Source organism: Achromobacter sp. JD-1 (assembly GCF_038594925.1).
Lineage (GTDB): Bacteria > Pseudomonadota > Gammaproteobacteria > Burkholderiales > Burkholderiaceae_B > Achromobacter > Achromobacter spanius_C.
This window is the reverse complement of sequence record NZ_JBCGCS010000009.1, coordinates 25293-37319: the sequence shown is the minus strand read 5'-3', so window position 1 is coordinate 37319 and position 12027 is coordinate 25293. Positions and strand designations below refer to the sequence as shown.

Annotated in this window: 8 protein-coding genes; 6 read left to right on the top strand and 2 right to left on the bottom strand. The window is 63.0% G+C overall.

Annotated elements, in window-relative coordinates; genetic code table 11:
• Nucleotides 1-287 precede the first annotated feature (287 nt).
• The 5 genes from WBR68_RS15570 to WBR68_RS15550 all read left to right on the top strand — a co-directional run bounded on the left by WBR68_RS15570 (nucleotide 288) and on the right by WBR68_RS15550 (nucleotide 6911).
• Entirely contained in the window at nucleotides 288-1895 is a 1608-nt protein-coding gene (locus WBR68_RS15570) for an ABC transporter substrate-binding protein (RefSeq protein WP_050448887.1), read from the top strand.
• 135 nt (nucleotides 1896-2030) lie between these two features.
• Nucleotides 2031-3002 carry an ABC transporter permease gene (locus WBR68_RS15565; protein WP_050448886.1) on the top strand — a complete coding sequence of 324 codons (972 nt, stop codon included), beginning with the start codon at nucleotides 2031-2033 and terminating at the stop codon, nucleotides 3000-3002.
• 10 nt (nucleotides 3003-3012) lie between these two features.
• The gene (locus WBR68_RS15560) at nucleotides 3013-3939 is read left to right on the top strand and encodes an ABC transporter permease (protein WP_050448885.1); all 927 of its coding nucleotides are present in this window, start codon (nucleotides 3013-3015) and stop codon (nucleotides 3937-3939) included.
• 7 nt (nucleotides 3940-3946) lie between these two features.
• Nucleotides 3947-5677 carry an ABC transporter ATP-binding protein gene (locus WBR68_RS15555; protein ID WP_230694678.1) on the top strand — a complete coding sequence of 577 codons (1731 nt, stop codon included), beginning with the start codon at nucleotides 3947-3949 and terminating at the stop codon, nucleotides 5675-5677.
• A gap of 25 nt (nucleotides 5678-5702) precedes the next feature.
• Nucleotides 5703-6911 carry a metal-dependent hydrolase family protein gene (locus WBR68_RS15550; RefSeq protein WP_127183115.1) on the top strand — a complete coding sequence of 403 codons (1209 nt, stop codon included), beginning with the start codon at nucleotides 5703-5705 and terminating at the stop codon, nucleotides 6909-6911.
• Nucleotides 6912-7015: 104 nt separating this feature from the next.
• Here WBR68_RS15550 and WBR68_RS15545 read toward each other — a convergent pair whose 3' ends face one another.
• Together WBR68_RS15545 and WBR68_RS15540 are read right to left on the bottom strand one after the other, a co-directional pair.
• A complete protein-coding gene (locus tag WBR68_RS15545; RefSeq protein ID WP_230694677.1) occupies nucleotides 7016-8476 on the bottom strand; it encodes a YdgA family protein in 1461 nt (486 codons plus the stop codon).
• 228 nt (nucleotides 8477-8704) lie between these two features.
• Nucleotides 8705-10177 carry a YdgA family protein gene (locus WBR68_RS15540; protein WP_230694676.1) on the bottom strand — a complete coding sequence of 491 codons (1473 nt, stop codon included), beginning with the start codon at nucleotides 10175-10177 and terminating at the stop codon, nucleotides 8705-8707.
• A 305-nt stretch (nucleotides 10178-10482) separates the two neighbouring features.
• Here WBR68_RS15540 and WBR68_RS15535 point away from each other — a divergent pair, with 305 nt between their 5' ends.
• A complete protein-coding gene (locus WBR68_RS15535; protein WP_230694675.1) occupies nucleotides 10483-12009 on the top strand; it encodes a DEAD/DEAH box helicase in 1527 nt (508 codons plus the stop codon).
• Nucleotides 12010-12027 lie beyond the last annotated feature (18 nt).

The following is a 12027-nucleotide window of genomic DNA, read 5'->3' as shown; positions in this document are numbered from 1 at the left end:
AAACCGATTGACGCTTAAACGAATGGGTCTATAAGATTCGATCTGCATTGGCGCGGGCTCGTCCCGGCCATGACAATCAAAAGGGGTTGGATCTATCGTGAAGTCGAAGTCCTCTGCAGTGATGCCCGGCATCGCCCTCCACGGCCTGTGCGCAGTTCGCGCCGCGCGCCGCTCAACCCCGCACCATCTTTCGCAGTAAGCAGCAACGCCATGCCCTGGACCCCGTTGGGGCCGGGGCTCTGTCACTTCTGTCGCGCTATCCGCGCACCACACGGAGCATGAGGGCTATGCGTACTTTTCCCCACCTGAAGCAAGCTGCGCTGGCGGCCACCATTGCGGCATCGCTGGCGTTCAGCGCCGGCGCAGCCGCCAAGACTTTCCACTGGGCGTATCAAGGCGACGCCACGTCGATGGACCCGATGGCCTTGAACGAAACGTTCACGCTGGGCTTCCAGGGCAACATCTACGAAACCCTGGCCGGCTATGACGGCGACCTGAAATTGACGCCCCTGCTGGCCGAAAGCTGGGAAAACCCGGAGCCCACCAAGTGGGTGTTCAAGCTGCGCAAGGGCGTCAAGTTCCATGACGGCTCGCCGTTCACCGCCGACGACGTCATCTTCTCGTGGAAGCGCAGCCTGACCCCCGGGTCCGACATGAAGGGCTACGGCGCCAAGGCTTCCGACATCAAGAAGATCGACGACTTCACCATTGAAGTCACGACCCCCACGCCCAACCCCATCCTGCCGCGCGAATGGGTGTTCCTGTACATCATGAGCAAGACGTGGGCAGAGAAGAACAACACCACCGAAGCCACCAACGTCAAGGGTGACAACCAGGGCAATTACGCCAACCTGAACGCCAACGGCACCGGCCCCTTCATGCTGGTGTCGCGTCAGCCGGATGTGAAGACGGTGCTCAAGCGCTATGACGGCTACTGGAACAAGAACATCAAGACCAACGTCGACGAGGTCATCTTCCAGCCCATCACGCAGGAAGCCACGCGCGTGGCTGCGCTGATCTCCGGTGAAATGGACCTGGTGCAACCGGTGCCGGTGCAAGACTGGAAGCGCCTGGAAGACGCCAAGGGCGTGAAGCCGCTGACCGCGCCCGAAGCGCGCGCCATCTTCATCGGCATGGATCAGCACCGCGACGAACTGCTGTTCTCGGACGTCAAGGGCAAGAACCCGTTCAAGGACGCCAAGGTGCGCGAAGCCGTCGTGCTGGCCGTGGACACCAAGGCCATCAACGAAAAAATCATGCGCGGCGCGGCCAAGCCGCTGGGTTCGCTGGTGGCCACCGCCATCAACGGCTACTCGGACTCCTACGGCGCGCCGTTCAAGCCCGACCCCGAACGCGCCAAGAAGCTCCTGGCCGAAGCCGGCTATCCGAAGGGCTTCACCGTCACGATGGACTGCCCGAACGACCGCTACGTCAACGACGAAAAGATCTGCCAGGCGGTCGCCGGCATGCTGGCGCGCGTGGGCATCAAGATCAACCTGCTGGCGCAGACCAAGTCCAAGTACTTCGGCAAGATCCTGCTGCAAGCCGGCAACCAGACCAGCATGTACATGCTGGGCTGGACGCCCAGCTCCACCGATGCGCACAACGTGCTGCTGAACCTGGCGGCCTGCCGCGATGCGAAGACGGCCGCCGGCCAGTTCAACCTGGGCGGCTACTGCAACAAGAAGGTGGACGACCTGACCAACAAGGTCGGCGTCGAAACCGACCAGGCCAAGCGCAACGCCATGATCACGGAAGCCTTCGAGATCGTGCGCAAGGACTTCGGCTATCTGCCCTTGCACCAGCAGCCGATGTCCTGGGGTGTGAAGGACAACATCAAGGTCATCCAGCGCGCCGACGACGTGCTTGATCTGCGCGACGTGGTGTTGCCGTAACTCCTCTTGTCGTAATCCTTTGACGACCTCAGCCCCGGATGGCGCAAGCCATCCGGGCGCGCCCGGCCCAGCCCCGCTTGCGGCTTTACCCAGCAAGCGCGGCCCGGCGTTATCCGCAAACGAGGGCACCTGATAATGCTTTCTTTTATTGCGCAACGGCTTATCCAGTCGGTGCTGGTGATGTTGACGGTGGCGCTGATCGCGTTCTCCATGTTCCGCTACGTAGGCGACCCCATCGCCAGCATGGTCGGCCAGGACACCACGCCTGAACAACGCGCGGAACTGCGCGAACGCCTCGGCCTGGACGACCCCTTCGTTGTGCAGTTCGCGCGCTTCGTCGGCAACGCGGTGCAGGGCGACTTCGGCATCTCGTATCGGCAGCGCCGGCCCGTCAGCGAGCTGCTTGAAGAGCGCATGCCCGCCACGCTGGAACTGTCGTTCGTGTCTGCCGTGATGGCCCTGGCGCTGGGCATTCCCATGGGCATCTACACCGCGCTGCGGCGCCACGGCGTCCTGTCCAAGGCCTTCATGGCGCTGTCCTTGGCGGGTATCTCGCTGCCCACTTTCCTGATCGGCATCCTGCTTATCCTGGTTTTCGGCGTGCAGCTTCGATGGCTACCCAGCTTCGGGCGCGGCGACGTCGTCAGCCTGGGATGGTGGACCACCGGGTTCCTGACCAAATCCGGATGGCTGGCGCTGATCATGCCCGCCATCACGCTGGCGCTGTTCCAGATGACCTTGATCATGCGGCTGGTGCGCGCCGAAATGCTGGAAGTGCTGCGCGCCGACTTCATCAAATTCGCGCGCGCCCGCGGCCTGCCGGAAAGGCTGATCAATTTCCGCCACGCGCTGAAGAACACGATGGTGCCCGTCATCACCATCACGGGCCTGCAACTGGGTTCCATCATCGCGTTCGCCATCATCACCGAAACCGTGTTCCAGTGGCCCGGCATGGGCCTCTTGTTCATCCAGGCAATCAGCATGGTCGACATTCCCGTCATGGCGGCGTACCTGGTGCTGATCGCCTTCATGTTCGTGGTCATCAACCTGGTCGTCGACCTGCTGTACTTCGCCGTGGACCCACGTCTGCGCGTGCAGAGCAAGTAAAGGAATCAACATGATTGCTCGCATCGCTCCCATGTTTGCCCGCGCGGCCGACAGCGACATCTGGCACAGCTTCAAGCGTTCGCCCGGCGCCATCATCGCCGCGATCGTCACGCTGGCCATTCTGCTGGGCGCCTTGTTCGCGCCCATCGTCGCGCCGCACAACCCCTTCGACCTGGCTTCCTTGAGCATCATGGACGCCAACACGCCGCCCGCCTGGGAAGAGGGCGGCAGCCCCGACTTCCTGCTGGGCACCGACGACCAGGGCCGCGACATACTTTCCGCCGTGCTGTACGGGTCGCGCGTGTCCTTGCTGGTGGGCTTTGCGTCGGTGTTGTTCTCGATGGTGCTGGGCGTCACGCTCGGCCTCATCAGCGGCTACGCCGGCGGCCGCATCGACAGCTTCATCATGCGTATCGCGGACGTGCAACTGTCGTTTCCCGCCATCCTGGTGGCGCTGCTGATCGACGGCGTTGCGCGCGGCGTATTGCCGCGCGACATGCACGACCAACTGGCCCTGTACGTGCTGATCTTCGCCATCGGCATTTCAGGCTGGGTGCAGTATGCGCGCACCGTGCGCGGCTCCACGCTGGTCGAACGCAACAAGGAATACGTGCAGGCGGCCAAGCTGATCGGCATTGGCCCCATCACCATCCTGCGCCGCCACATCCTGCCCAACGTCATGGGGCCGGTGCTGGTCATCGCCACCATCCATTTGGCCATCGCCATCATCACCGAGGCCACGCTGTCGTTCCTGGGCGTGGGCGTGCCGCCCACCGCGCCATCGCTGGGCACGCTGATCCGCATCGGCAACAGCTATCTGTTTTCGGGCATGTGGTGGATTTCCATTTTCCCCGGCATTGCGCTGGTAGCGCTGGTGCTGTCGGTCAACCTGCTGGGCGACTGGCTGCGCGACGCGCTCAACCCCAAGCTGCGCTGAGGACGTCATGGCCCTGTTGAACATAGAAGACATCCGCATCGAATTCCCCAGCCGCCGCGGCACGATGGTGGCGGTGGACGGCGTATCGCTGGCTCTGGAAAAGGGCGAGATCCTGGGGGTGGTGGGCGAATCCGGCGCCGGCAAGTCCACCATCGGCAATGCGGTGATCGGCTTGCTGGAAGCGCCCGGGCGCCTGGCGGGCGGGTCGGTGCTGCTGAACGGCGAACGCATCGACACGCTGACGCCCGCGCAAAAGCGCAAGGTGCGCGGACGCCGCATCGGCATGATTTTCCAGGATCCGCTGACGTCCCTGGACCCGCTGCAAACGGTGGAAAGCCAGCTGGTGGAAACCATGCAGGTCCACCTGAACCTGACGCAAGCCGAAGCCAAGACGCGCGCGGTGCAACTGCTGGTGCAAGTGGGCATCGACCAGCCGGAGCTGCGCGTCAAGCAATATCCCCACCAGTTCTCGGGCGGCATGCGGCAACGCGTGGTGATTGCCTTGGCGCTGTGCTGCGAACCCGAAGTCATCATCGCCGACGAACCCACGACCGCGCTGGACGTGTCCATCCAGGCGCAGATCCTGGAACTGCTGAAGAAGCTGTGCCGCGAAGAGCAGGTGGGCATGATCATCATCACGCACGACATGGGCGTGATTGCGGACGTGACCGACCGCGTGGCGGTGCTGTATCGCGGCAAGCTGGTTGAACAAGGCCCCACGGCCAAGATCCTGGGCGACCCCGACCACCCCTACACGCGCAGCCTGATCTCGGCCGTGCCGCGTCCGGACATCAAGCTCAAGCGCTTTCCGCTGGTCACCTACATTGAAGACGTCAAGACGCCGTCGCAACCGCTGGACCTGGCCACGCACTGGTTGGGCCAGCGGCGCGACTTCGGCGCGCAGACGGATGGCCCGCTGGTGCAGGTGTGTGATCTGTCGATGCGCTTCGTGCTCAAGAGCGCGCTGTTCAAACGCAACCAGCGCACGCTGGACGCGGTCAAGCGCGTCAACTTCTCCATTGGCGAAGGCGAGGTGTTTGGGCTGGTGGGCGAGTCCGGATCAGGCAAGTCCACGGTGGCGCGGTTGATATCCGGCTTATACACCCCGTCGGAAGGTTCGGTGACGTTCGGCGGCACGGACCTGACCGCGCTGAAAGGCGAAAAGCAGATGAATCCGTTCCGGCGGCAGATCCAGATGATTTTTCAGGATCCGTTCTCGTCGCTGAACCCGCGCATGCGCGTGCTGGACATCATCGCCGAACCGATCCGCTTCCATAAGCTGGCGGCATCCGAGGCCGAAGCGCGCCGCATCGTCGCTGACCTGCTTGACGTCGTGGGTCTGGGCGACCGCGCCGCCGAACGCTTCCCGCACGAATTTTCAGGCGGCCAACGCCAACGCATCTGCATCGCCCGCGCATTGGCCACCCGCCCGCGCTTTCTGATCTGCGACGAACCCACGTCCGCGCTGGACGTCTCGATTCAGGCGCAGATTTTGAACCTGCTGAAAGACCTGCAGGAAGAACTGGGCCTGACCATGCTGTTCATCAGCCACGACCTGCCAGTGATACGCCAGATGTGCGACCGCGTCGGCGTGATGCGGTACGGGGAATTGCTGGAAGTGGCCGAAACTGAAAACCTGTTCGAGCATCCGCAACATCCGTACAGCCAGCACTTGCTTGGACTGATGCCCCGCCTGCAATCCATGTCTCGTGAAGGCTTGGATGTGGTGGAAGGCTGACGCCTGAGCGCAACCGGAGCGAGACATGACGGCGACACGACAGACCCTGTTCATCGGCGGCCAGGTATTCGATGGCGAGGGCAAGATATTGCGCGATCACGGCGTGCTGGTCGAAGGCAAGCGAGTGGCGCGCGTGGCGCCCGCGAGCGCGTTCGAAGGCTATGCCGGTCCGCAGGTCAACACCACCGGCATGACGCTGATGCCCAGCCTGGCGGATTGCCACGTTCATCTGGTCTACACGGGCGGCGCCGATCCCAATGCGCAATTAAGCAAGCAGGGGCCGGCGCAGATCACGCTGACCGCACTGGAGAACGCACAAGCCAGCTTGCGCGGCGGCGTCACGGCATTGCGCGACTGTGGCGGCAAGGACTACCTGGAATTCGGCGTGCGCGACGCGATTGCGCGCGGCGTTTTTCCCGGCCCCACCATCAAGGCGTCTGGCCGCATCATCTGCATGACGGGCGGACACGGCAACCGCATTGGCCGCGTCGCCGACGGCTGTGAAGACGTCATCAAGGCCGTGCGTGAACAAGTGCACGCCGGCTGCGATCTCGTGAAGATCATGGCCACGGGCGGCGTCATGACGCCGGGCGTGAGCCCGATGGACGCACACTACAGCTTCGACGAATTGAAGGCGGGCGTGCACGAAGCCAAGCGCTTTCGCAAAAGCACGGCCAGCCATGCACAAGGCACGCAGGGCATTCTGAACGCGGTGCGCGCAGGCATTGATTCCATCGAACACGGCATCTTCATGGACGACGATTGCCTGCGCGAAATGCTGGAAGCCGAAACCTATCTGGTACCCACCATCGCGGCGGTGCGCAACATCATCGCCAACGCCGACAACGGCATCCCCGCCTACGCGGTGGAAAAGGCGCGCGCCGTTGAACAGCGGCATCGTGAGTCGTTCCAGATGTACTACAAGGCCGGCGGCCGCATCGCGCTGGGCACGGACGCGGGCACGCCCTTCAACCTGCATGGCGAAAACGCCATGGAGCTGGCCTACATGGTGGAATTTGGCATGACGCCCATCGATGCGCTGATTGCCGGCACCTCACGCGGCCACGACCTGATGGGCCTGACGGAACACGGCGCCATCGCCGACGGCAAGGTCGCTGATCTGCTGCTGGTGCAGGGCGACCCGACAGAAGACATCCTGAAGGCGGCCGACAAGCGTTTTCATGTGGCGGTGCTGCGCAATGGCGAATTGGCGGCGGGCGCACTGCCGATGTAATTCGGTGCGCCCCGAGCCCAGGAAGGCACGATGAAGCGGTCGGAGTCAGGTGCCGGCAACGATGCCCATCATGAACAGGCGTGGATAGGGTGGAAGGCCAAGCCTCAAGTCCCAAGATCGAGCATGCCGCCAAGCCGGCCCAGGAACGTATCCAATGGCATGACGGCGCCGTTGGCTTCCACCAAGCCGTCAGCCAGGCTCACACGGGCCAGTATGGCGTCGCCGTCAATGCTGGCCAGCCCCATTTCACGCAGCGCTTCCGCAATAGTGTCGACCTGCTTTGCGGCTATCGTCTTGCGGATGCGCAGCGGAACCTCTACGCCAGGCGGACGCTGCCGCAGAGCGATCACGTCGCGCAGCATGGGCTTGGATAGCGCCATGCTGAAATCCAGCGTCCTCAGCATGCCAAGCAAGGGAATCTGAAGCTGCGGCTGCGTAGGGTCGGCCGGGGCCAGGCCAAGGTCCAGCTTCAGGGCGGATGTGTTCGACGCCGAGCGCACCGTCAGCGACGAGGACAGGGTGGGCCTGCGGGCAAGAAACTGCTGAAGATACAGCGCCATCGACGCCATCAATTGCTGCGCACCCGCCCCATATTCCGTTTCACCGGCGCGGTCAGCCAAGGTCAGAGAGGTATCGACCAGGGCCTTGAAAGCGTGCTGATCCCAGTTCTTGACGGCTGCGGCCCATTGCAGGCCGACGGTTTCATTCCCCGTTTCCCGGCCCTTCAACGCGCCGATATCAACATTTGCGTCGATGGCCCAAAGACGGCCGGTTCGTGCGGCGTCCAAGGCAAGAGCCGTGTCCTTCGCCACCCATAGGGGTTGGCCATGCTCGGTCAATGTAGCCGTTGTGAACGACAGCTTTTGTTGTGTGGCAAACGCGCCGGCCGGCATGCGGGTCAGTTCCTGGCGCCAGCTCGACGCGATCAGCTCAAAGCTTGAAGACGGATGCCGATGCCCCAACACCAGCAGCTTGTCCGCGCGCCACTGCGCAACCCCGCGTTGCCGGGCGGCGGAGTAGGCAACGTTGCCCGTCAGGTTCCAGGCCTGGATGATGGCCGTGCCTTGTTGCAGCGCCATCACCGTTGCGTCGAAGCGGGCCGAATACTGCTTGCTGTAATCAATGTCGTATTCGCCCGACACCGGCACTTTGCCATTGGCGGCGGCAAACCAATCTTTGACGAACGCGGAATCTTCCAAGCGAATGCGGCCCGCCACCATCGCCGGCGCATACCTTCCCGCCTTCAGGCGTTGAAGCGGAAACGGGCCGTGGTCCAGCGTTTCGACAAACTCGAGCTCTTGAGCCTGGCCCGTCCCCCCCGCGGCGGGCGCCAACGTCAACCGGTATCGCCGCGTAGTCGAGAAAACGCCACGCTCGGATGCCATCAGTTCAATGACGGGCACGGCTTGGCCGCCCCATGCGCCCAATGCCTGCAACGCGCCGTTGATCTGTCCCAGCGTCTGGTCCAGATCGCTTTGCGCCTGTTTGCCTGTGTACCAGGCCGCCCCGGTGACCGTCGCGCCAAGAGCCAATCCCAGCACGCCTGCAATCCCTGTTTTCTTCATGATTCCATCCCCGATGACCTGAGGTCACAGTATGGACAGCAACCGTTATCGGGATGCCCGCCGGGCATGTGCGGACGTGACTCCGCATGTCCGGCTCATACGGATTCCGAGATTTTTCTTATTTTGATGGAATCGCCAAGCACAAAAAAAAACTGCCACGCCTTTACGGCGTAGCAGTCTTTACGCGACGGCGCCGATGCTTATCGGCGCCGCGGGGTCACCACGCGCTTAACGCGCGCCACCCATCGCGCCGCTCATGACCATCATCAAGAACTGTTCAACCGGCATCTTCTTGCCGTTGAAGTCGACTTGGCCGTCAGCGTAATTCACGTAGGTAACGATGTTGTTGTCCTCGACCTTGGCCATGCCCATGGCAGTGGCCATGGTGGCGACCATTTCGGCTTGGCCCTTGGCGGTTTGCACGGCTTGTTCGGCCGGCACGCCGCGCATTTGCGGCTCGATGGCCATCAGGTCACCCAGGTTGCCCTTGGACAGCACCAACTTGGCGTTCAGCTTGCTTACCGCTTGCGTCAACGTATCGGCGATTTCACCGTCCATGGACGCGGGCTTGGCAAAATCCAGATTCAGGTTGAACGTGGACGTGCCGTTGGCGGTGCGCACTTCCAGCGGCGACACAGCCAGCGTGGGGTTGCCCGCCAGGATCTGTTCCACATTGGCCTTGATGACCTGCTGCTCTTCAGGCGTGAATTCCGGCACCTGCTCTTCGCCGTTGCTTTGCATCATGCGGCGCGAAGCGGCTTCGTAGACGTCGTTCAGCGCCTTGAACGCCTTGGAGTCCAGCTTCTGCACGTCTAGGCTCAGCTTCATGCCGGCCACGTCCTTTGCCTGCACGTTGATCATGCCGAAATCCAGGGCCATCTTCGCGCCCATGGCCGAACCGGTTTCGGTCATGTCGACGGCAATCGACGTGTCCTTGAACTGGACGGGCGGCTTTTCCTTGGAGGTGATCGTCCAGTCCTTCAACGTCAGCTTCTGGGTGCCCACGTACATGTCGTTGGCCGCCGGCGTCATGTCGCTGGTCAACGCAATGCCTTGCAGGGTCATGTTGACGACGTCGCTGTTTTCGCTCTGGCCGGCCAGCACCAGCTTGTCGGTCTTCAGGTCGAAGATGCCGTGCTTGGTGTCGATCGTGTAGTCGAAGTTACCCGTCATGCCCGAAAACGAAAGGCTGGTGGTGTCCTTGGCGACTTCGGCGGGCGCCATGTTGAACTTGCCGGTGATGTCCTTGCCGTAGCTGACGCTGTAGTGGCCCGACAGCGGCACCGCGCCCTTGGTGGCGGCAAACCATTCCTTGACGGTGGGGGTCTCTTCCAACGCAAAGTCGCTGGCGACCATGGCCGGCGCGAAAGAACCCGACTTCAGGTTCGACAGCGGCAGGGGGCCATGGGACAAATGCTCCACGAACACCACGTCGCGCTCTTGGGCGGGCTTGCCCTCGGCGGCGGGCATGGTGAACTTGACGCGGTAGCGCGCGGTGGACGAGAACACACCGCGCTCGAACGACATCAATTCCGCGCTGGTAGCAATGCCCCATTGGTCGCTGAACTTCTTGAGTTCAACGTTGGCGTCGCCGATGGATTGGTTGACGAACGCCTCGGCCTTTTGGCCCGTGTACCAGGCCGTGCCGGTCCACACCGCGCCCAGAACAACCACGACGCCCACTAATGCCGATTTCTTCATAGCGACCCTTTATTTCTTTGAATGGATAGATGCGCAGCGATTATAGGGAGTGCGCACTAGGGAAAACACGTATTTCGTTCTGATACGCTGCAATTTGTTACTTCGCAATACAGCACCGGTAAAGCAATCCGCTGCTGCACCGCCACATCAGCTACAATCGCCGAGTGTGCTTTGCCAATCTGCACACGTCCGCTATGGCCCTTCGCTGCCAAGCTTCGCCCATCAGGGCGCTTCCCTTTTCTCCTTATTCGTCCGCCTGGATTGGAGTCTCTCAACTTGAGCGACGGGCTGCCGCTGGAGTTGTTTTGACTACCTCTTCCCCTTTCGCCGACCTCGGGCTGGCTGATTCCCTGTTGCGCGCCATTGCCGATACCGGCTACACCGCACCCACGCCTATTCAAGCCCAGGCGATTCCCCAAGTTTTGAAAGGTGGCGATTTGCTCGCCGCCGCCCAGACCGGCACCGGCAAGACCGCCGGTTTCACGCTGCCCATCCTGCATTTGCTGATGCAGCAAAAGCCGGAAGCGCGCAAGCCCGGCCGCCCCCGTTGCCTGATCCTGACCCCGACGCGCGAACTGACCGCGCAGGTGGCCGAATCGGTGCAGACCTACGGCAAATACACCTCGCTGACGTCCATGGTGATGTTTGGCGGCGTCAATATCAACCCCCAGATCTCCACGCTGCGCAAGCCGCTGGACATCCTGGTGGCCACGCCGGGCCGTTTGCTGGACCATTGCGGCCAGAAGACGGTGGACCTGTCCGGCGTCGAAATCCTGGTGCTGGACGAAGCCGACCGCATGCTGGACATGGGCTTCATCCGCGACATCCGCAAGATTCTTGCCCTGCTGCCCAAGCAACGCCAGAACCTGCTGTTCTCCGCCACGTTCTCGGACGAAATCCGTACCCTGGCGCGCGGCGTGCTGAACAATCCGGGCGAAGTCTCGGTAACCCCGCGCAACACCGCCACCGAACTGGTCACCCAGACGGTGCACATGGTGGAACAGCATCACAAGCGCGACCTGATCAGCCACATCATCCGTGAAAGCGGCTGGCATCAGGTGCTGGTGTTCACGCGCACCAAGCACGGCGCCAACCGCCTGGCTGAAAAGCTGGTCAAGGACGGCCTGACCGCCGCCGCCATCCACGGCAACAAGAGCCAATCGGCCCGCACCCGCGCGCTGGCCGGCTTCAAGGACAGCACCGTGACGGTGCTGGTGGCGACCGACATCGCCGCCCGTGGCCTGGACATCGACCAGCTTCCCCAGGTGGTGAACTTTGAACTGCCGAACGTGCCGGAAGACTATGTGCACCGTATCGGCCGTACCGGCCGCGCCGGCGCCACGGGCGCGGCCGTCTCGTTGGTCGACAACAGCGAAATCAAGCTGTTGAAAGACATCGAACGCCTGATCAAGAAGACGATCGAGCGCAAGCCGGTCGAAGGCTGGACCCCGTCGCCCACCAGCGCCGCCGCCTTTGAACGCCAGGAACGCGATGAAGACGCGCGCAGCCCGCGCGGAGGCAATCGCAACGGCGGTCGTGGCGGCAATGGCGGTAACGCCGGCCGCGGCGGCAACGCTGGCGCCGGCCGTTCGCGTCCGGCCCAGGGCCAGGCCCGCGCGGCCACGGGTGGCCGCGCCCCCGCACCGGCTCGCGCCGGCGGCGAGGGCCGTGGCAACGGTGGCCAACGCGATGGCAAGCCCGCTGACCGCCCGGCTCACGCTGGTCGCGGCGAAAGCCGTCCGCAGCAGGCCCCGCGCCGTCCCGAAGGCGCCCCGCGTCCGGCGGGCAATGGCGGCTCGGGTCGTCCGCGCGCGGCCTTGCTGGGCAAGTAAAGCCAAGCGAGTAATATC

Coding starts and splice junctions, on each gene's coding strand:
- WBR68_RS15545 (WP_230694677.1), bottom strand. CDS start 8,476: ATGAAGAAAACAGGGATTGCAGGCGTGCTGGGATTGGCTCTTGGCGCG.
- WBR68_RS15570 (WP_050448887.1), top strand. CDS start 288: ATGCGTACTTTTCCCCACCTGAAGCAAGCTGCGCTGGCGGCCACCATT.
- WBR68_RS15550 (WP_127183115.1), top strand. CDS start 5,703: ATGACGGCGACACGACAGACCCTGTTCATCGGCGGCCAGGTATTCGAT.
- WBR68_RS15555 (WP_230694678.1), top strand. CDS start 3,947: ATGGCCCTGTTGAACATAGAAGACATCCGCATCGAATTCCCCAGCCGC.
- WBR68_RS15560 (WP_050448885.1), top strand. CDS start 3,013: ATGATTGCTCGCATCGCTCCCATGTTTGCCCGCGCGGCCGACAGCGAC.
- WBR68_RS15565 (WP_050448886.1), top strand. CDS start 2,031: ATGCTTTCTTTTATTGCGCAACGGCTTATCCAGTCGGTGCTGGTGATG.
- WBR68_RS15540 (WP_230694676.1), bottom strand. CDS start 10,177: ATGAAGAAATCGGCATTAGTGGGCGTCGTGGTTGTTCTGGGCGCGGTG.